The sequence below is a fragment of the Aeromicrobium sp. 10G20-16 genome, assembly GCF_055809665.1.
In genome coordinates, this window is record NZ_CM147919.1 from 2,493,260 (window position 1) to 2,511,702 (window position 18,443).

Genomic DNA, 18,443 nt, shown 5'->3' on the forward strand with positions numbered 1-18,443 from the left:
CCGTGCCGCGATCAGTCAAGGTCGACCACGACGGGAGCGTGGTCGCTGGCGCCCTTGCCCTTGCGCTCCTCGCGGTCGATCCAGGCGTGCCCCACGCGAGCCGCGAGCGCCGGCGAGGCCAGCGCGAAGTCGATGCGCATGCCCTCCTTCTTGGGGAAGCGCAGGCGCTGGTAGTCCCAGTACGTGTACGTTCCAGGCCCGGGCGCGTGGGGGCGCACGACGTCGGCGTACCCGGCGTCGACCACGGCGTGGAACGCTGTCCGCTCGGGCTCCGAGACGTGGGTGTGGCCCTCGAAGGCGGCCATGTCCCAGACGTCCTCGTCCTGGGGAGCCACGTTCCAGTCGCCGGTCAGTGCGACCTGCGCATTCGGATCGTCGGCCAGCCACTGCGCACCGGCGGCCCGCAGGCTCTCGAGCCACTGGAGCTTGTAGTCGTAGTGCGGGTCGCCGAGCTCGCGGCCGTTGGGCACGTACAGGCTCCAGACCCGGACGCCGCCGCAGGTGGCGCCGATGGCCCGCGGCTCGAGGATGGCGGGATCGCCGAACTCGGGCTGGTCGTCGGCGAACCGGGTGGCGACGTCGTCGAGCCCGACGCGCGAGATCACGGCGACCCCGTTCCACTGGTTCACGCCGAAGTGGGCGACCTCGTACCCCATCGAGCTCAGCTCGAGAGCGGGGAACTGGTCCTCGCGGCACTTGGTCTCCTGGATGGCCAGCACGTCGACGTCGTGGCGCTCCAGGAAGCCGGTGACCCGATCGATGCGGCTCCGGACGGAGTTGACGTTCCAGGTGGCGATGCGCACCTCGCGAACCTATCGCGCCCGGACGACGGCTTCGGGCGCGGCCGGGTGCCATGATGTCGCCATGGCTCGCGACGACCAGCATGACGAGAAGACCTCCCGCGCCGGAGCACCACGCGACGGGGGATCGGCTGCCGACAACCCCGAGCACGAGGACGACGCGATCGACCGGCGGATCAGTGACCAGCCCACGGTGGCGCCGGGGCGATGGGTCCAGCGTCTCGTCCTGGCCCTCGTCCTGCTCGTGGTCGCGTACGTCGGCTGGCGGATCTCGGCCGCGTTCTTCCCCCGCTGGTGGGCGCAGCGGATGGCCGACCAGGTGCAGGGGCGCTTCATCGCCGGCACCCTCTGGGGCCTGTTCTACGGCTTCACCTTCACCTTCGTGCCCCTGCTGGTGCTGTTCCAGATCCGTCGCAGGTTCTTCTCCTGGACCTGGCGCGCCGTGGTGGCGATCGTCGCCGTGGTGCTCGCCGCGCCCAACTGGCTGACGCTCTCGGTGGTCGCCGGCACCAGCAACGCCGCCCACGCCGGCGAGCGCATCATGGACGTCGACGCCCCCAACTTCCGTGCGGCCTCGTTGATCGGCGTCCTGATCGGGGCGCTGCTGGCGGTGGCGATCACCGGCACGAGCATGCGCATGAAGCACCGCAAGAACCAGGTCGAGAAGCTCAAGGGCGAGCGCGACGAGCTACGCGCTCGCGACGGCGACGGCGACCAGGGGTGAGTCAGCCCGTTGCGGCCGCCGTGAGGACCTTCGAGAACCGCCGGTTGAGCCGGCGCATCACGCGCTCGTAGGCCCACGGCGCGTAGCGCTGCAGGTACCAGCCGGCGCGGATGTCGCGCGAGGTGAAGACCAGGTAGCGGCCGCGTTCGACGCCGTCGATGATGGCTCCGGCAGCGGCCTCGGGCGTGACGGCGTGCCGCTCGAACTGCTCGACGGTCCGCGCGACGGCCGGGTGGTCGCGGTCGACGCCCACGATGGTCACGGTGTCGACCAGCGGGGTCCTGACGCCGCCGGGGCACACCAGGGTGACGCCGATGCCGTGCTGCTCCAGGTCGAAGCGCAGCACCTCGCTGACACCGCGCAGCCCGAACTTGGCCGCACTGTAGGGCGCGTGCACCGGCAGCCCGAACAGTCCGGCCGCGGACGACACGTTGACCACGTGGCCGCCGGTTCCGTGCTCGATCATCGGCGGCACGAACGCCGAGAGCACCGCGATGGGCGCCATCAGGTCGATCTCGACGCAGTCGCGCCAGTGGTGGGCCTCCAGGTCCTGGATGCGCCCCCAGGTGGAGATGCCGGCCACGTTCATCACCACGTCGACCGCCGGCACGTGGCGGTGCACCTCGGCGGCGAACATGTCGAGGGCGTCCTGGTCGCGCAGGTCGAGCGCCGACCGGTGCAGGACCGCCGACGGGTCGGATAGCCGGGCGACGGTGGCGTCGAGGCTGTCGTCGGTGAGATCGGTCAGCACCAGCCGGGCACCACGGCGGGCGGCGAGCTCGGCCACGGCCCGCCCGATGCCGCTGCCGGCGCCGGTGATCACGGTGACGGCGCCGTCGAAGGAGAAGGAGGTCCGCGTCATGTCGAGATCGTAGAGCGATCGCGCCGTGCGAGGGCGCTCCGTGTGTCGTCACGATGATTGTCGGTGTCGCCACCTAGCGTGGTCTTCCGTGAAGACCAACTCCCTCGATGCCGCCTGCGACACGTGCTTCACGCACCTCATCGCGGGCAGCGGACGGCTGGTCGGACATCCCGGAGCCTGGCGGACGCTGTGCCTCACGTGCGAGCCGCAGCCTCCGGTCCGCGGGTCCCACCGGGGCTGGTTCGAGCGGCCGCTCGCGTCGCTGGACTTCGAGACCACCGGCGTCGACCCGCACCACGACCGCGTGCTCAGCTACGCGCTGCTCGATCCAGCGGGCGACCGATCAGGTCTCGTCGACGCCGGGGTGCCGGTGCCCGAGGCGTCCGCTCGGGTGCACGGTCTGAGCAACGCGGCTCTCGTCAGCGCGCCGCCGGCTCGCATCGCCATCGCGATGATCGCCGACTGGGTCCAGTCGCTCGTCGAGCGCGGCATCGGACTCGTCGTGTTCAACGCCCCGTACGACCTCACCATGCTGCGTGCCGAGGCCGAGCGGCACCAGGTGCGCCAGCCCGCGTGGGACCGGTTGATGGTCGTCGATCCCTACGTCATCGACTGGGGCCTGGAGCGCGGGGGGCTCGGACCGCGCCGCCTCACCGACGTCGCCACCTACTACGGGGTGCTGCTCGACCACGCTCACGACGCCACCGCCGATGCCCGCGCTGCCCGCGACGTCGCCGTCGAGATGGGTGCGCGGCACCGCGACGCCGGCGACTGCTCCCTGCCCGAGCTCATGCTGCGCCAGCACCTGTGGCACGCCGAGCGCGCCGCCGACTGGAACGCCTACGCCGCCATGGTCGGCCGCGATCTCGACGACCCCACCGGTTGGCCGCTGGTCTCCGCCCCCCGCGTCGAGCGCTCCGCCACCGCCTGACAGCGGGTCGCCAGGGAGCGGAGCGAGGTTCGCTGGCGCCTCGGTCGCTGGCGCTCCCTCACAGTCGGCCGCGGGCGGCCTCCTTGGCGACCGGGGTTGTTCGCCAGGGAGCGGAGCGACCGTGCCCTTCGCTCCGCTCACGCTCCGCTAGGGCCCGCTTCGCGAGGCGAACGACAGCCGACGAGCTTGCGGTGGTCTCGCCTCGGTCGCTGGCGCTCCCTCACAGTCGGCCGCAGGCGGCCTCCTTGGCGACCGGGGTTGTTCGCCAGGGAGCGGAGCGACCGTGCCCTTCGCTTCGCTCACGCTCCGCTAGGGCCCGCTTCGCGAGGCGAACCACAGCCGACGAGCTTGCGGTGGTCTCGCCTCGGTCGCTGGCGCTCCCTCACAGTCGGCCGCAGGCGGCCTCCTTGGCGAGCGGGTTGTTGGGCTTGCTGGCGCCTCGGTCAGGGGTCCTCGTCAGCTGACGCGGGCGAGGATGGCGGCGGCGAGGGCTTCGGGGGCCTGGTCGGGGATCCAGTGGGTGATGTCGGGCAGCTCGACGAACCGGTAGTCGGCGTCGACGAAGTCGCCGCACATCTCGGCGCCCTCGCGGCCCAGGGCGCGGTCGTCGGTGCTCCAGACGTAGGTGGTCGGCACGGTCACGGCGGGCAGGTCGCTCATCCACGGGGCCATCGCGCGGTAGTAGCTCAGGGCCGCCGTCAGCGCGGCCGGCTCGGAGAACCGCTGCACGTACTCCGCGACGTCGCCGGCGGGCACCTTGCCGTCGTAGAAGTCGACCAGCCGGTGCGCGCCGTCCTCGAGCAGCACCTCCTCGGCCCGCCCGCCGTCGCGGCGGAACAGCTGCATGTAGCGCGACATCTCTCGCTGGCGCTCGGAGGTCTGCAGGGCCTTGCCGAAGGCCGCCAGGTGCGGAACCGAGACGGCGGTGAGGCTCCGCAGGCGGTCGGTGTGGCGGGCCGCCACCACCCAGGCCACGGACGCGCCCCAGTCGTGCCCGACCAGGTGGAAGGTGTCGAGGCCGAGCACATCGGCCAGCTCGGCGACGTCGTCGGCCAGCACGTCGCTGCCGTAGTGCTCCACGCCGACAGGACGAGCCCCGGGCGAGTACCCGCGCTGGTCCGGCGCGATGACGCGGTACCCGGCGTCGACCAGGTGTGGAGCGACGCCGGCCCAGCTGAGCGAGGTCTGCGGGAAGCCGTGCAGGAGAACGACGGGCTCGCCGTCGTCGGGTCCGTCGACCCGCACGTCGAGGGTGCCGACCGTGATGTCGGCCGTGATGTGCTGTCCCCAGCTCATGGCGTTCCTCCAGCTCTCGTTGCTCGGCTGCTCACTCGAAGCTGTCGCCGATGCGGGCGACGGCCTCCCGGTCCAGTCTGGCGGCAGTCTCCACGTCGGGCGCGGTGCCGCCGTGGTCGAACGGCAGCCACCAGCGGTCCTCGTCGTCCCGCGGCGCCTCGGGGTAGGAGGTGATCGCGTCCTCCAGCAACGCCTCCATGACGGTGTGCAGTCGCGCCGAGAGCTCGTCGACGCTCTCGTCCGCGCCGGCGTGCAGCGGCTCGCCGACGGCGATCGTGATGGGGATGCGGCGGCGCAGGCTGCGGTGACCGTCCACGGTGAAGACGCGATGGCCGCCCCACACGATCACCGGCACGAGCGGCACCCGCCGGTTGACCGCGATCCCGGCGGCGCCGCGCTTGAACGGCTTGAGCAGCCACGAACGGCTGATCGTGGCCTCGGGGAAGACGCCGACCAGCTCGCCCTCGTCGACGAGGTGCAGTGCCCGCCGGTAGGCGCGGGCTCCCGACTTCCGGTCGACCGGGATGTGCCGCATCGCCCGCATGAGGCGACCCACGACGGGCGTCTCGAAGACCGACGTCTTGGACATGAACCGGATGCGTCGACCCCGCGCACGGGCGGCGTAGCCGATGAAGGTGAAGTCCAGGAACCCGATGTGGTTGCCGGCCACCACTCCCGCGCCGTCACGCGGCAGGTGCTCGGCCCCGCGCACGTCGAAGCGGTAGCCCATGAGACGGAACAACAGGCCGAACGTGGCGACGACGAGTCGGTAGGTGCGGTCCACGTCAGCTGGTACCGGGCAGACGCGGCCAGCAGTCGGTGCGCACGGTCGGGTCGAAGCCCGGTCCGGCGGCGACGGTGCGCCGCTCCTTGGCCATGATGCCGGCCGTCAGCTGCAGGATCGCCAGGATGTACAGCGTCATGATCGCCAGACCCGTCGCGGTGGCGTCGGGGTCGATGCGGCCCGCCTCGCCCAGGGCGATGATGCCGTCGGACACCAGGAACAGCGCACCGCCCACGCCGGCGCGGACGTCGACGGCCAGCGAGGTGGACGCCGTGCCGACCAGCAGGGCGGCGTAGATCGGGATGATCGGCCGCAGGCCGGCGTCGAGGCCGGTCCACGTCCACGTGATCAGGACGATCGCGGCGACCACGTAGCCGGCGAGGATCGAGGGCCGGGCCCTCAGGGCGGCGACGGCTCCGCGCTGGACGAAGAGCCGGATGAAGCACACGTGGGCGGCGGCGAAGGCAGCCATGCCCGCGACGAACAGGTCGTCGAGCTCGAGGAGCACGTCGCCGAGGAAGCAGAAGAAGAGTGCCGCGACCAGCAGGCGGGGCCCGTGCTGCTGGACCACCCACGCGAGGAGCAGCGGAGCGAGGAGTGCCTTGGAGATCGAGTCCCACGGCCCGAGGTCGGCCGCATTGAGCGCCAGGTGCACGACCGCCACGACGCCGAAGCCGGCCAGCCACGGACTCCGGATCGCAGGCGCCATGGGCTCACCGTACCGGGTGACGAGTTGTCAGCCGGCGCGTCCGCGTCTGGGATGATGGGCCCATGACGACCACGTCGGCCGCCGCGCTCGCCTCCCGCTGGACCACCGCAGTGCCGATCGCCGCACTCGTGCTGCTGGTCGCCGCGTGGGGACGTGACCTGCCGGTCGTCGTCGTGGTGGTCGTCTCGCTGTTGCTCGGGGGTGCCGTCCTCGCGGCCGTGCACCACGCGGAGGTGATCGCCCACCGGGTCGGTGAGCCGTTCGGGTCGCTGGTGCTGGCTGTCGCGGTCACCGTCATCGAGGTCGCGCTCATCGTCACCCTCGTGACCAGCGGCAGCAAGGGCGCCGAGACCCTGGCGCGCGACACCGTGTTCGCGGCGATCATGATCACCACCAACGGCGTGGTGGGCCTGTCCCTGCTGGCGGCCACGTTCAAGCGGGGCCGCATCGCGGTGTTCAACGCCGAGGGGACCGGCGGTGCGCTGGCCGCGGTGGCCACGGTGGCCACGTTGTGCCTGGTCGTCCCGCGCTTCACCGAGGGACGCAGCGGCGCCGAGTTCACCCCGGGGCAGCTGGCGTTCGCGGCGGTCAGCGCGCTGAGCCTGTACCTGTTGTTCGTGGGCGTGCAGACCGTCCGGCACCGCGACTACTTCCTGCCGGCGGAGACCCCTGCCGCGGGCACGGGACTCGACGACGAGGTGCACGCCGATCCGCCCAGCGATCGCACGGCGTTGCTCAGCCTCGGCCTGCTCGTCGCTGCGCTGGTGGCCGTGGTCGGCCTCGCCAAGTCGGTGTCGCCGGCCATCGAGTCCGGGGTGTCGTCGGCCGGCATGCCGCAAGCCGTCGTGGGCATCATCATCGCCCTGCTGATCCTCCTGCCGGAGACCATTGCGGCGGTGCGGGCCGCCCGACTGCGTCGGGTGCAGATCAGCCTGAACCTCGCCTACGGATCGGCCATGGCCAGCATCGGGCTGACCATCCCGGTGATGGCGATCGCGCAGATCTGGCTCGACGGACCGCTCGTCCTCGGGCTCGGTGACACCGAGATCGTGCTGCTGGTGCTGACCCTGGTCACCAGCGTCCTCACGGTCGTTCCCGGTCGCGCCACCGTGCTGCAGGGCGGCATCCACGTGGCGCTGCTGGCTGCCTTCCTGTTCCTGGCCGCCAGTCCCTGAGTCGATCGGCCCGCTCAGCCGGCCGGGTTGCTCCGTGGGGCCAGACGCACCGACGGCATCGGTGGCGCCGGGATGCGGTCGGTGGGGCCCACGTAACCCTCGACCGAACCGAAGCGCTCGCCCGCGGCCTCCCACTGCTCGCGGAACGCCACGATCTCGTCGTGGCTGCGGCCGACGAAGTTCCACCACATGACGATCTGCTCGGTGAACGGGGTGCCGCCGAGCAGCACCACTCGCGCGGTCTGGTCGGTCGGGTTCTCCAGCGTGAGCCGGTCCTCGCCGACGGCCCGGTAGGCCATCTGCCCGCGCGTGATCGCGGTGCCCTCGACCACGGCTCGTTCGGTGTCGACCAGCACGCCGTGCTCGAACGCGGGGTCCACGTCCAGCGACACGCTCGCGCCGGCATCGAGCAGGATCTCGGCGCCGAGCAGGGGCGTGAACGTGCTGACCGGGGACGTCGAGCCCAGCAGCGACCCGAGGAACACCCGGACGGTCGCGCCGGCCACCTGGACCGGCCGGGGCACGTGGTGCTGGAAGTCCCGGGGAGCGTGACGGTGGGCGTCGGGAAGCGCCACCCACAGCTGCACCCCGTGCAGCACCGACGTGTCGGGCGTCGACACCTCGGAGTGGCAGATGCCGGAGCCGCCGGTCATCAGGTTCATCTCGCCCGCCCGCACGGTGGCGACCACCCCGGCGCTGTCGCGGTGCTCGATCTCGCCGGCGAACAGCCAGCTGACCGTCTGCAGCCCGGTGTGCGGGTGCGGCGCGACGTCCATCCCGCCGGTGCTCGCGACGTCGTCGGGGCCGTAGTGGTCGGCGAAGCACCAGGCGCCGACGAAGGACCGCTCGCGCTGGGGCAGGGTGCGGCGCACGGTCATGGCGCGAAGTCCGCCCAGCGGCACCTCGCGGGTGGAGAGCACCTCGGTCCGGGTCATGCGACCAGCCTAGTTCGGCTTCCTGCGGTGATGCGTCCGCGCGGCTACCTTCGACCCATGGTGCGGTTGCGGCGGGTCAACGCGGCGATGCCCGGTTGGCGCCGGTTGCGGCGTGGGCGGGGGTTCAGCTATCTCGACGACACCGGCGAGCCGCTCTCCGATCTCGACGTCGTCCGCGTCAAGGAGCTGGTCATCCCACCGGCGTGGACCGACGTGTGGATCTGTCCGCTGCCGAACGGGCACCTGCAGGCCGTCGGCACCGACGCGGCGGGACGTCGCCAGTACCTGTACCACCCCGACTGGCGGGTGCAGCGGGACCTGGCCAAGTTCGAGCACATGGAGGCGTTCGCCCGCGCACTGCTGCGCCGGCGCACCACCGTGCGCCGCGATCTCGGTGGGGACCAGCTGGACCGCACCCGCGTCTGCGCGGCCGTGTTCGGTCTGCTGGACCTGGGCATGTTCCGGGTGGGGTCCGACCGCTACGCCGACGAGAACGGCAGCCACGGCCTGACCACGCTCGAGCGGCCGCACGTGTCGGTCGTGCCTCGCGGCATCGACTTCGACTACCCGGCCAAGTCCGGCCAGACCGTGCAGGTGACGGTCCGCGACGAACGTGTCGTGGCGGTGCTCGCGGCCCTGCGCCGACGTCGCAGCGGCGGTGACCGGCTGATCGAGTTCAAGGAGAACCGACGGTGGCGGGGACTGGACGCCTCCGACGTCAACGAGTACGTCAAGGAGTCGCTCGGCGGCGACTTCACCGCGAAGGACTTCCGCACCTGGCGCGCCAACGTGGTGGCTGCGCGATCCCTCGCAGTGGTCGAGGCGGACACGCCCACGGCCCGCAAGCGTGCCGTCGCCGCCACGATGCGCGAGGTGTCGGAGCACCTGGGCAACACCCCGGCCATCGCCCGGTCCTCCTACGTGGACCCGCGGGTGGTGGACCTGTTCGACGACGGGGTCGTGGTCACCGGGCAGCACCGGCGGGTGGCGCCCGGTGCGCCCGTGAGCCGCACGCTCGAGCGCTCGGTGCTGCGCCTGCTCAAGCGGGGCTGAGCGTCAGTCCAGGCCGAGCTCGGCCTCGAGCCGCTTGGCGAATCCGTTGCCCATGGTGGCGATGACGCCCTTCATGGCGCCCTGGACGCCCGACGACGCCAGCTTGGGCAGCGGCAGGTCGACCGAGACCTCGAGCCGGATGGCCAGGTGGGTGCCGTCGTCGGTGTCGGTGAGCGTGTAAGTGCCGTCGGCGCCGGCCTTCTCGTCGCGGCCCTGCGGCGGGGCGTGCGTGAAGTCGATGCGGTGGCCGTCCTCGTAGGACATCTGCTCGGTGAAGCTGGGCGAGATCTCGTGCCCCAGCACGTCGAGGCCGCCGAGGTGCCAGACCCAGGTGTCGCCGGACGCGTCGATGCGCTCCAGGAACGGGGTCAGCCGCACGATCGCGTCCGGATCGGTGAGGATCTCCCAGATGGCGGAGCGCTCGGCAGCCAGCACTGCCTCGGACTCCCGGCCGGAGGTGAACCAGGTCATCGCACGACGGTAGCGGTCCTGGCGGCCTTCGCGTCGTACATCGCGCGGTCCGCGGCCACGAAGGCGTCGACGACCGAGAGGCTGCCGGGAGCCGCCACCGCGTGACCGACCGAGGCGTCGACGCCGGCAGACTCCAGCGCTCGCTCGAACGCCTCGACGTGCGCCGCCACGTCGATCGAGCCGACGTTGTTGACCAAGATGGCGAACTCGTCTCCGCCGAAGCGTGCGACCCGGTCGCCGCGGCCGGCCACCGACGTCAGCGCCCGCGCCGCCGTGACGATCAGCTCGTCCCCGGCGTGATGTCCCTCGGCGTCGTTGATCGCCTTGAGGCCGTCGAGGTCCACGACGGCGATCGTGACGAGGTCGCCGTAGGCGTTCATGCGCTGCTCGGCGTCGGCGACCAGCACGTCCCACCCACGACGGTTGGTGAGCCCGGTGAGCGCGTCGGTCTGGGCGAGCGCCTCGGCGATCTCGGTCTTGCGGCGTCCCCGGTCGGCGGCACGCGCCGCCACCAGGTTGGAGGACAGCAGACCACCCATCAGGTTCACGAGGTCGCCGTCCACGGCGTCGACGTCCGCCAGCGGCTCGGTGCCGAAGCCGCACAGCACGCCGAACAGCGTGCCGTTGTCGTCGGTCAGCGGCACCCCGGCGTACGAGCGAACCTGGTCGGCGGCCTCGTGGTCGGCGTAGTCCGGGTCGGCCAGGGTGTCCACCACGACCTGCGCGGCGCCCTCCACCATGCGCACGCAGAAGCTGTCCTGCCACGCCACGCGCATGCCGGACCCGATCAGCGTGCCGCCTTGGGTGTGCAGGTGGACCTGCTCGCCGCCTGCCACCCGGGTGACGGACCAGTCGTCGAGAGGGGTGTGCTCGTTGAGGTAGTCCACGACTCGTTGCGCCGACGCGGTGAACAGGTCGGCGCCGCGGTGGGAGTCAGCCGGGGGCACGTCCCCATTGTGCGGGGGGCCGCCTGACGGCGCAGGCGAATGGGATCAGGATCCTTGGGCGATCCATGCGTCGAGCGAGGGCTTCTCGGCACCGATCGAGGTGTCGTCGCCGTGTCCGGTGTGCACCGTGGTGTCGTCCGGCAGCGTGAACAGCCGGGTGCTGATGGACTCGATGATCGTGTCGAAGCTCGAGTACGACCGCCCGGTGGCCCCGGGACCGCCGTTGAAGAGCGTGTCGCCGCTGAACAGCACGCCGAGGTCCTCGGCGTACAGGCAGGTGCTGCCGGGGGAGTGCCCCGGCGTGGCGATGGCGCGCAACGTGCTGCCCGCGATCTCGAAGGTCTCACCGTCGGCCAGGTCGTGGTCGGGCGCCTGGTCGTGCTCGACGTCCCACAGCATGCGGTCGGCCGCCGGGAACCAGATCGGTGCGCCGGTGAGGGCGGCCAGCTCGACCGCCGCGTTGACGTGGTCGTTGTGGCCGTGGGTGAGGACGATGGCCTGCACCGTCCGGTCGCCGACCGCGGCGAAGATCGCCGCCGCGTCGTGGGGTGCGTCGATCACGATCACGTCGGTGTCGTCGCCGACGATCCAGACGTTGTTGTCGACGTCCCACTCGCCGCCGTCGAGCGCGAACGTGCCCGACGTGACGACCTTCTCGACCCGTGCGCTCACAGCTGCACCACCGATCGCAGCACGCCTCCGCCATGCATCTTGTCGAACGCGGCCTCGACGTCGTCGATGCCGATCGTCTCGGTGATGAAGGCGTCGAGGTCGAGTCGGCCCTGCTGGTACAGGTCGACCAGCATCGGGAAGTCGCGGCTGGGCAGGCAGTCGCCGTACCAGCTGCTCTTGAGCGATCCGCCGCGGCCGAACACGTCGATCAGCGGCAGCTCGAGCTGCATGTCGGGGGTGGGCACACCGACCAGCACGACGGTGCCGGCGAGGTCGCGACCGTAGAAGGCCTGCTTCCAGGTCTCGGGCCGTCCGACCGCGTCGATCACGACGTCGGCACCGAAGCCGTCGGTGAGCGACTGGATCGCCTCGACGACGTCTCCGTCCTTCGCGTTGATGGTGTGGGTGGCGCCCATGTGGGTGGCCGTCTCCAGCTTGCCCGGGTCGATGTCGATCGCGATGATCTTCGCTGCGTTGGCGAGCCGGGCGCCGGCGATCGCTGCAGCGCCGACTCCGCCGCAGCCGATGACGGCCACGGAGTCGCCGCGCTGCACGTTGCCGGTGTTGATGGCGGCCCCGAGCCCGGCCATCACGCCACACCCGAGCAGCCCGACGGCGGCCGGAGAGGCCGACGGGTCGACCTTCGTGCACTGGCCTGCGGCCACGAGGGTCTTGTCCGCGAACGCGCCGATGCCCAGTGCGGGAGACAGCTCGGTGCCGTCCTCCAGCGTCATCTTCTGCGTCGCGTTGTGGGTGTCGAAGCAGTACCACGGTCGGCCGCGCAGGCAGGCACGGCAGCTTCCGCACACGGCACGCCAGTTGAGCACCACGAAGTCACCGGGAGCGACGTCCGTGACGCCCTCACCGACCGATTCGACGATGCCGGCGGCCTCGTGCCCGAGCAGGAACGGGAACTCGTCGTTGATGCCGCCCTCGCGATAGTGCAGGTCGGTGTGGCACACGCCGCAGGCCTGGATGTCCACGACCGCCTCACCGGGACCCGGATCGGGGATGACGATGTTCTCGACGGTGACGGGCGCCCCCTTCTCACGGGCGATCACTCCACGGACGGTCTGCGGCATGTGCGGCTCCTGTTCGACGAACGGCTTGGCACGAGACAACCACATCACGGTCGGGCGCGCGTGGCGGCCGTTCGCCAGCGACGAGCTCTGCGAGGAGCGTGAGCGAAGCGAGGCGAACGTCAGTCGGGCGGCTTGCGGTGGTCCCGCCTCGGTCGCTGGCGCTCCCGGCCCCTAGCGAAGCGTGAGCGAAGCGAAGGGCACGGTCGGCCGCAGACGGCCTCCCTGGCGAGCAGGTTCCGTTTGCCAGCGACGAGCAGGCTGTGTCCGGCGGTTCAGGCGCGGGTGGCGTTGCTCGACGGGTCGACGAGGATCTTGGCGTGCTGCTCGGGGTCGGCCAGCTGGTCGAAGGCGGTGGCCACGCCCTCCAGCCCCACGGTGCCGGTGAGCAGCGGCGACGGGTCGACGGTTCCGTCCGCGATCATCTCCAGGGTGCGATGGAACTCGACGGGGTCGTAGGCGAACACGAACCGCAGCTCGAGCTCCTTGTTGAGCGCCATCACCGGACGGAACGTGTCGGGCTCCATGCACACGCCCACCATCACGACCCGCGAGAGCAGCGGTGCGTGGCTGACGATGTCCTCGAGCACGCCGGGCATGCCGACGCACTCGAAGACCACCGGCCCCCGCGGTGCGGCTCCGAGCTTCTGTCCGACCTCCATGACCCGACGCCACGGCACGAGCGGCAGCCTGCGCAGCTGCTTCATGGTGTCGAGACCGAGCTGGCCGAGCTCGGTCGGCCCCATCAGGTACCTGCTCTCGGCGAACGACGCCCAGGGCGACTCGGCGGCGGCATTGACGACCACGTCGGCGCCGCAGCGGACGGCCAGTGCGCGGCGCCCGGCGGAGTAGTCGCTGGCGATCACGTGGCGCACGCCGGTGGCCTTGAGCATGAGGATGACGGCGAGGCCGATCGGTCCGCAGCCGATGACGACGGCGGTGTCCTTGGCCTTCACCTCGCCGCGGTTGACGGCGTGCAGGGCGACCGCCAGCGGCTCGGTCATTGCGGCGTGGTCGGGGCTGACACCGTCGGGCACCTCGAACGTGACCGACTCGTCGACCAGCACCTGCTCGGCATAGCCGCCGCCGGCGTGGCGGGTCAGGCCGGTGAGGTGGATGCCATCCGGCGTGCCGAGGATCGGCAGAGCGACGACGGGGGTGCCGATCGGCCACTTCCGCCGAGTCTTCGGCCCGTAGGAAGCGACGCGGCCGGTGAACTCGTGCCCCATCACGACGTGGTGGCCCGACCGCATGAAGTGCTCGTAGCCGACCTCGGCCACCGCGTCGGCCGTCGCGTCGGCGTGCTGCTTGGCGTGCAGGTCGGAGCCGCAGATGCCGCAGCGGGTGACGTCGACCAGGATCTGGCCGGGACCGGGCTCCGGGGTCGGCACGTCCTCGACGGTCAGCTGGCCTTCGTGGAGGGTCACGGCTCGCATGGACGAACGGTACCCGCCGGCGTCTCGTGACAGGGTGTAGTCATGTCGGCGTCGAGTTGCTAGCGTGCGTGGAATGAGGTTCATCGGGGTGGTGATGGTAGGCGTTCTTGCGCTGACGACGGCAGGATGCTCCAGCGAGGCGCCGAACGACGCGCAGGCCGCGGAGACGGTGGCGCCGAGCGCGACATCGCCGGAGCCGCAGCTGCACCAGTTCGCGGTGACCGTGCGCGACGAGGGCGGCTCGGTCTGGAAGGTCGACGGCGACGCGTGCGTCGACGGGTCGGAGTTCGGGCCCCCGTCGCTGTCCGTCACGGACGAGAGCGGCACCAAGCCCCTGAGCGACGAGGTCCGTCTTCCCGAGTCGGGCGCCACTCTCGTCGACGGGGCCTGCCAGGTCGAGGCGAACATCTTCGCCGAGCCGGCGGATCGCTACGCGTTCGGTGTGTCGTTGGAGGGCCGGGGCATCGCGACCGGCGACGAGCAGCCTCCCCAGGTGTTCGAGGCCACCGACGACGAGCCGCAGTCCTTCACCGTGGTCCTGCCCTAGCCTCGGACCCGGCCACGGAGTCGCAGACGCGAACGCGTCGTCGCGGTGTCGTGGATCGCGCCATGACAGGCTGGGCCGGTGCCCCAGACGTCTCGCGTGATCAGGGCCACCGTCACGCCGCTTGCGTCGATCCTGGGCTCCGGGCTGCTGATCATCGTGCCGGTCATGGAGCGCACGCTCGGGTCGTTGTCGGTGCTCGGCGTGGCCGCGGTCTGTGCTCTCGCCTGGTTGGTCGGCACGGCCGTGCGGCACTGTGTCCGGGTGGTGGAGCCGGCGCTCGACGACGGCAGCCTCGGCCGGTTCGACCTGCGACTCGACCGGGTGGGGGACGCGGTCATCGCCGTCGCCTACATCATCTCGGTGGCGCTGTACCTGCGCATCATGGCGCAGTACGTGATCGAGTACGTCGGAGTGTCCGGCTCGGTTCCGTGGGAGCGGATCCTCGCATGTGTGGTCGTGGTGCTGATCGTCGGCATCGGGATCACGCGCGGCTTCGACGGACTGGACGAGCTCGACCGGTTCAGCCTCGTGGCGGTGCTGGTCCTGACGGCCGTGCTCGCTGGTGCGTTGCTGGTGCAGGACGTGCAGCAGCTGAGCAGCGGCGGGCTCGACCTTCCTCCCGTGGCCCACACCGGCCTGCTGGAGACGTTGCTCGTGCTCGGTGGTGTGGTGATCACGGCGCAGGGCTTCGAGACCGTGCGCTACCTCGGCGACCAGTTCGACACCGAGACCCGCGTCCAGGCATCGCGGCTCGCACAGCTGACGGCGGCAGGTATCTATCTCGTCTTCGTGCTGGTGGCCACGCCGGTGCTCGGCATCGGGTCCTCGGCCGGGCCGGACCGGACGCTGCTCGATCTCACCGCGAGGGTGGCGCCGTTCCTGGCGTTGCCGCTGGTGCTGTCCGCGGTGCTCAGCCAGTTCAGCGCCGCCGTGGCCGACACCGTGTCGGCCGAGGGCAACCTTCGCAGCCTGACCTCGGTGATGAAGGGGGCGCGGCCGTACCTGGTCAGCGGAACCGCGGCGGTGCTGCTCGCAGCCACCGTCCCGACCTTCACGATCGTGGCGGTGGCGTCGCGCGCGTTCGCCGTCTACTACGCGATCCAAGCGGTGCTCGCGCTGAGGACGTCGACCGGCTGGCCGCGCAGGGTCGGATACGGCGCGCTGGCGCTGGTGATGGTGGCCATCGCCCTGTTCGCCAGGTCCGCCGGCTAGCGGGAATCGTCCGCCCCGGACCGCGGTTGCACCCTGCATGAGCACATCGACCCTGGCCGTGACCGGATCGACCGGAGCCGTCGGTGGCCACGTGGCCCGCATGCTGGCCGACGCGGGCCGGGAGCAACGCCTGCTGGTCCGCACGCCGGCCAAGGCGCCGCGACTGACCGGCTCGGTCGTGCACCCGTTCTCCTACGCCGATCGGGATGCCTCGGTGCGCGCGCTCGACGGGGTGGAGACGTTGTTCATGGTCTCGGCGGCCGAGAACGAGCGCCGGCTCGACGAGCACCGCACGTTCGTCGACGCCGCCCGCGACGCGGGGGTCCAGCACGTGGTCTACACGTCGTTCCTCGGCGCGGCCGAGGACTCGGTGTTCACGCTGGGCCGCGACCACTGGGCCACGGAGGAGCACGTGAAGGCGTCGGGCATGGAATGGACCTTCCTGCGCGACTCCTTCTACGCGGACTTCATGCCGATGACGGTCGGCGACGACGGGGTGATCCGCGGACCGGCCGGTGACGGTCGGGTCTCGGTGGTCACGCAGCTGGACGTGGCCCGGGCCGCGTTCGCGATCCTGGAGGATCCGGGCGCACACCGCGGCGCCACCTACGACGTCACGGGACCTGAGGCGCTGACGTTCGCCGAGATCGCTGCCACCATCGCGTCGGCCACCGGCCGTGACGTCACCTTCCACGACGAGACGGTCGAGGAGGCGTGGCGGTCACGTGCTCCCTACGGGGCTCCGGACTGGCAGGTAAAGGCGTGGGTCAGCACGTACACAGCGATCCGCGACGGCGAGGTCGCGGCGGTCAGCGACGACGTCGAGCGTCTCACCGGGCGCCGTCCCATGTCGCTGGCCGAGCTGCTGGCGGGCGCGCGTGGCTGAACCCACCTTCGTCATTCGTCCGGAGACGCGGGCCGACGCCGAGGCGACGCTCGAGGTGTTCAGGCGGGCCGTGCACGAGACGGCGGCGGCCCACTACACGCCCGAGCAGCGAGCGGCGTGGGCGCCGGGCGACCTCGATCCGGCCGAGTGGGCCGAGCGTCGAGCCGCGGTGCGTGGGTGGGTGGCCGTGGTCGAGGGGCGCGTGGTGGGTTTTGTGGACATGGATGCCCCTGACCACCTCGGAATGCTGTACGTGGATCCGACGGTGGGTCGGCGGGGGATCGGTGCGGCGCTGGTGGCCACGGTGGTCGATGCAGCAGGGAGAGAGCTGACGGTGGAGGCCAGCCACACCGCTCGGCCCGTGCTGGAGCGCGCCGGGTTCACGGTGGAGCGTGAGCAGCTGGTGCAGCGAGGTGGCATCGGCCTCACCAACACGGTGATGAGCAGGCCGGCGGATCAGCCGTCGGGCCAGGGTGGAGATCCCGCCCGGGGCGGAGACTCGCCGGGCCGGTAGCGATGGTTGCGCTGCCAGTGTCGGTGTCCGGGCAAGCGCATCTGGACGTGCCCGGTGTCGGGGTCTAGCCGCAGCTGCCAGCCGTGGTCGTGCACGACGTGGTGGTGGAACGGGCAGAGCAGGGCGCCGTGCGACAGGTCGGTGGGACCGCCGTCGGACCACGGGCGCAGGTGGTGTGCCTCGCACCACGCGGGTGGCCGGTCGCAGCCCGGGAAGGTGCATCCGCCGTCGCGCAGGGCGAGCGCGTGGCGCTGGGCCGGGGTGAACAGTCGCTGGGTGCGACCGACGTCGAGCACGCGGGATGCTCCGCCGAGCACGGCGGGCAGGATGCCGGTGCGGCAGGCGAGCTGCCGGGCCTGGCCGGCCGAGAGTCGTGTGCCGGTGGAGAGGGTGGCGGCGCGCAGCCGCCCGAGCAGGGTGTCGAGGTCGACGGTGGCGACGACCGTGGCGCCTGCTCCGCCGGCCGACGGGAGGCCGTCGGTGGGCAGGTGGTCGCAGAGGTCGGCCAGGGCCATGCCCATGCGGTGCACGGTGTCGGTGGGTCGGGCCTCGGGGTCGGCGAGGTGGGCCCGGCGGGGTGCGCCGATGGAGTCGACTGCGGCCTTGAGGCGGTCGGCCTGGGCCTCGGGGATGCGGAAGTCGCCGGAGCGGGTTCCGTCGTGGTTGTCCCACATGCGGAACCTTGCGGTGGCGCGGGCGCGACGCTCGCGCTGCTGGATGGTCTCGTTCTCGGCCGCGTCGGCCTCGCGCGGTGGTGCGTAGGTGTCGGCGACCCGGTCGGCGCGGCGCCGCAGGTCCTTGAGCGACAGGGTGCGTGCGTCGCGCAGCAGTGCGGCCTCGGCGAGCGGCCGGTGCTGCTCGGGGACGTCGGCCAGGGCGCGACCGATGACCTGGGTCTGCGGGAAGGAGATGTCGCCGGCGGCGAGGGCGGCCTGGGTGGCGGACTCGGGGGCGACCTGACGGCTGGTGCGCACGAACGCGTCGGCACCGGTGCGGTCACCGCCGAAGTCTCCGGCCAGCAGGTCGCCCGTGGAGGTCTTGCCGGCCTTGCGTGCGGCGCCGGAGGACTCGAGCCGCGCGGCGCCCCGAAGCTGCTGGGCCTGCACCCGCGCCTGCACGCGCGACAGGTCGGCGACCAGTGCGCGGACGGTGGTGTCGTCGAGGTCGTCCCACGAGGCTTGGCCCATGTCGTCGAGCACACGATGCAGCGCGCCGGCGCACGCCACCACCGGATGCGGCTCCACGACCTCAGCTGCCATCGTTCCCCCGGATAGTGCTCGAACGTATGTTCGAGTATAGGTGACAGGCTTGACAGAATCAAGAGGCTCCCGCACATCGACACGACTTTCTTTGCGTCTCATGCACTCGCGAAGAACGCCACGCCGACCCGGTGGACGGCATACGGTGAAC

The 18,443-nt window shown here is 71.5% G+C and carries 20 protein-coding genes; 8 read left to right on the forward strand and 12 right to left on the reverse strand.

Features of this window, described 5'->3' with window-relative positions; all coding sequences use genetic code 11:
• Positions 1 to 11: 11 nt before the first annotated feature.
• The gene (locus AC0L5F_RS12690; protein WP_473313755.1) at positions 12 to 803 is read right to left on the reverse strand and encodes an exodeoxyribonuclease III; all 792 of its coding nucleotides are present in this window, start codon (positions 801 to 803) and stop codon (positions 12 to 14) included.
• A 61-nt stretch (positions 804 to 864) separates the two neighbouring features.
• Between AC0L5F_RS12690 and AC0L5F_RS12695 the strand changes: the two genes are divergently transcribed.
• Positions 865 to 1,524, forward strand: coding sequence for a hypothetical protein (locus AC0L5F_RS12695; protein WP_473313756.1), 660 nt, complete (start codon positions 865 to 867; stop codon positions 1,522 to 1,524).
• 1 nt (position 1,525) lies between these two features.
• On the opposite strand, the gene AC0L5F_RS12700 is transcribed toward AC0L5F_RS12695, so the two are convergent.
• Positions 1,526 to 2,386: an SDR family oxidoreductase gene (locus tag AC0L5F_RS12700; protein ID WP_473313757.1), complete on the reverse strand. Its 861-nt coding sequence runs from the start codon at positions 2,384 to 2,386 to the stop codon at positions 1,526 to 1,528.
• Positions 2,387 to 2,474: 88 nt separating this feature from the next.
• Here AC0L5F_RS12700 and AC0L5F_RS12705 point away from each other — a divergent pair, with 88 nt between their 5' ends.
• Entirely contained in the window at positions 2,475 to 3,317 is an 843-nt protein-coding gene (locus AC0L5F_RS12705) for an exonuclease domain-containing protein (RefSeq protein ID WP_473313758.1), read from the forward strand.
• A 456-nt stretch (positions 3,318 to 3,773) separates the two neighbouring features.
• Here the strand turns inward: AC0L5F_RS12705 and AC0L5F_RS12710 are convergent, their stop codons facing one another.
• From AC0L5F_RS12710 to AC0L5F_RS12720, 3 genes are read right to left on the reverse strand one after another with little or no spacing between them, the layout of a single operon-like run.
• Positions 3,774 to 4,613 carry an alpha/beta fold hydrolase gene (locus AC0L5F_RS12710; RefSeq protein ID WP_473313759.1) on the reverse strand — a complete coding sequence of 280 codons (840 nt, stop codon included), beginning with the start codon at positions 4,611 to 4,613 and terminating at the stop codon, positions 3,774 to 3,776.
• Between the two features lie 31 nt (positions 4,614 to 4,644).
• Positions 4,645 to 5,397, reverse strand: coding sequence for a lysophospholipid acyltransferase family protein (locus AC0L5F_RS12715; RefSeq protein ID WP_473313760.1), 753 nt, complete (start codon positions 5,395 to 5,397; stop codon positions 4,645 to 4,647).
• A 1-nt stretch (position 5,398) separates the two neighbouring features.
• Positions 5,399 to 6,106: a lysoplasmalogenase family protein gene (locus AC0L5F_RS12720; RefSeq protein ID WP_473313761.1), complete on the reverse strand. Its 708-nt coding sequence runs from the start codon at positions 6,104 to 6,106 to the stop codon at positions 5,399 to 5,401.
• Positions 6,107 to 6,168: 62 nt separating this feature from the next.
• Here AC0L5F_RS12720 and AC0L5F_RS12725 point away from each other — a divergent pair, with 62 nt between their 5' ends.
• On the forward strand, positions 6,169 to 7,281 hold the full coding sequence (locus AC0L5F_RS12725) for a calcium:cation antiporter (RefSeq protein ID WP_473313762.1): 1,113 nt from the start codon (positions 6,169 to 6,171) through the stop codon (positions 7,279 to 7,281).
• A 14-nt stretch (positions 7,282 to 7,295) separates the two neighbouring features.
• On the opposite strand, the gene AC0L5F_RS12730 is transcribed toward AC0L5F_RS12725, so the two are convergent.
• Entirely contained in the window at positions 7,296 to 8,216 is a 921-nt protein-coding gene (locus AC0L5F_RS12730) for a pirin family protein (RefSeq protein WP_473313763.1), read from the reverse strand.
• Positions 8,217 to 8,273: 57 nt separating this feature from the next.
• Here AC0L5F_RS12730 and AC0L5F_RS12735 point away from each other — a divergent pair, with 57 nt between their 5' ends.
• Positions 8,274 to 9,269 carry a DNA topoisomerase IB gene (locus tag AC0L5F_RS12735; protein ID WP_473313764.1) on the forward strand — a complete coding sequence of 332 codons (996 nt, stop codon included), beginning with the start codon at positions 8,274 to 8,276 and terminating at the stop codon, positions 9,267 to 9,269.
• Positions 9,270 to 9,272: 3 nt separating this feature from the next.
• Here AC0L5F_RS12735 and AC0L5F_RS12740 read toward each other — a convergent pair whose 3' ends face one another.
• The 5 genes from AC0L5F_RS12740 to AC0L5F_RS12760 form a co-directional block, all read right to left on the reverse strand.
• Entirely contained in the window at positions 9,273 to 9,740 is a 468-nt protein-coding gene (locus tag AC0L5F_RS12740; protein ID WP_473313765.1) for a CoxG family protein, read from the reverse strand.
• Positions 9,737 to 10,687 (reverse strand): sensor domain-containing diguanylate cyclase, encoded by a 951-nt coding sequence (locus AC0L5F_RS12745; RefSeq protein ID WP_473313766.1) that lies wholly within the window; start codon positions 10,685 to 10,687, stop codon positions 9,737 to 9,739. The genes AC0L5F_RS12740 and AC0L5F_RS12745 overlap by 4 nt, the downstream gene beginning before the upstream one ends.
• A 45-nt stretch (positions 10,688 to 10,732) precedes the next feature.
• A complete protein-coding gene (locus AC0L5F_RS12750) occupies positions 10,733 to 11,359 on the reverse strand; it encodes an MBL fold metallo-hydrolase (protein ID WP_473313767.1) in 627 nt (208 codons plus the stop codon).
• Complete coding sequence (locus tag AC0L5F_RS12755) at positions 11,356 to 12,441, reverse strand: S-(hydroxymethyl)mycothiol dehydrogenase (RefSeq protein ID WP_473313768.1); 1,086 nt, start codon at positions 12,439 to 12,441, stop codon at positions 11,356 to 11,358. Before AC0L5F_RS12755 ends, AC0L5F_RS12750 begins: the two co-directional genes overlap by 4 nt.
• Before the next feature lie 272 nt (positions 12,442 to 12,713).
• A complete protein-coding gene (locus AC0L5F_RS12760) occupies positions 12,714 to 13,874 on the reverse strand; it encodes a zinc-binding dehydrogenase (RefSeq protein ID WP_473313769.1) in 1,161 nt (386 codons plus the stop codon).
• A gap of 73 nt (positions 13,875 to 13,947) precedes the next feature.
• On the opposite strand from AC0L5F_RS12760, the gene AC0L5F_RS12765 reads away from it, so the two are divergent.
• From AC0L5F_RS12765 to AC0L5F_RS12780, 4 genes are all read left to right on the forward strand, one after another.
• A complete protein-coding gene (locus AC0L5F_RS12765; protein ID WP_473313771.1) occupies positions 13,948 to 14,421 on the forward strand; it encodes a hypothetical protein in 474 nt (157 codons plus the stop codon).
• A gap of 78 nt (positions 14,422 to 14,499) precedes the next feature.
• Positions 14,500 to 15,633, forward strand: a complete 1,134-nt coding sequence (locus tag AC0L5F_RS12770; protein WP_473313772.1) for a hypothetical protein — start codon at positions 14,500 to 14,502, stop codon at positions 15,631 to 15,633.
• A gap of 37 nt (positions 15,634 to 15,670) precedes the next feature.
• Positions 15,671 to 16,519, forward strand: coding sequence for an SDR family oxidoreductase (locus tag AC0L5F_RS12775; RefSeq protein WP_473313773.1), 849 nt, complete (start codon positions 15,671 to 15,673; stop codon positions 16,517 to 16,519).
• Positions 16,512 to 17,033, forward strand: coding sequence for a GNAT family N-acetyltransferase (locus tag AC0L5F_RS12780; protein WP_473313774.1), 522 nt, complete (start codon positions 16,512 to 16,514; stop codon positions 17,031 to 17,033). Before AC0L5F_RS12775 ends, AC0L5F_RS12780 begins: the two co-directional genes overlap by 8 nt.
• Here the strand turns inward: AC0L5F_RS12780 and AC0L5F_RS12785 are convergent.
• Complete coding sequence (locus tag AC0L5F_RS12785; protein WP_473313775.1) at positions 16,976 to 18,292, reverse strand: HNH endonuclease signature motif containing protein; 1,317 nt, start codon at positions 18,290 to 18,292, stop codon at positions 16,976 to 16,978. The genes AC0L5F_RS12780 and AC0L5F_RS12785 overlap by 58 nt on opposite strands.
• Positions 18,293 to 18,443 lie beyond the last annotated feature (151 nt).

Coding starts and splice junctions, on each gene's coding strand:
- AC0L5F_RS12695 (WP_473313756.1), top strand. CDS start 865: ATGGCTCGCGACGACCAGCATGACGAGAAGACCTCCCGCGCCGGAGCA.
- AC0L5F_RS12700 (WP_473313757.1), bottom strand. CDS start 2,386: ATGACGCGGACCTCCTTCTCCTTCGACGGCGCCGTCACCGTGATCACC.
- AC0L5F_RS12710 (WP_473313759.1), bottom strand. CDS start 4,613: ATGAGCTGGGGACAGCACATCACGGCCGACATCACGGTCGGCACCCTC.
- AC0L5F_RS12720 (WP_473313761.1), bottom strand. CDS start 6,106: ATGGCGCCTGCGATCCGGAGTCCGTGGCTGGCCGGCTTCGGCGTCGTG.
- AC0L5F_RS12725 (WP_473313762.1), top strand. CDS start 6,169: ATGACGACCACGTCGGCCGCCGCGCTCGCCTCCCGCTGGACCACCGCA.
- AC0L5F_RS12730 (WP_473313763.1), bottom strand. CDS start 8,216: ATGACCCGGACCGAGGTGCTCTCCACCCGCGAGGTGCCGCTGGGCGGA.
- AC0L5F_RS12735 (WP_473313764.1), top strand. CDS start 8,274: ATGGTGCGGTTGCGGCGGGTCAACGCGGCGATGCCCGGTTGGCGCCGG.
- AC0L5F_RS12740 (WP_473313765.1), bottom strand. CDS start 9,740: ATGACCTGGTTCACCTCCGGCCGGGAGTCCGAGGCAGTGCTGGCTGCC.
- AC0L5F_RS12755 (WP_473313768.1), bottom strand. CDS start 12,441: ATGCCGCAGACCGTCCGTGGAGTGATCGCCCGTGAGAAGGGGGCGCCC.
- AC0L5F_RS12760 (WP_473313769.1), bottom strand. CDS start 13,874: ATGCGAGCCGTGACCCTCCACGAAGGCCAGCTGACCGTCGAGGACGTG.
- AC0L5F_RS12765 (WP_473313771.1), top strand. CDS start 13,948: ATGAGGTTCATCGGGGTGGTGATGGTAGGCGTTCTTGCGCTGACGACG.
- AC0L5F_RS12775 (WP_473313773.1), top strand. CDS start 15,671: ATGAGCACATCGACCCTGGCCGTGACCGGATCGACCGGAGCCGTCGGT.
- AC0L5F_RS12785 (WP_473313775.1), bottom strand. CDS start 18,292: ATGGCAGCTGAGGTCGTGGAGCCGCATCCGGTGGTGGCGTGCGCCGGC.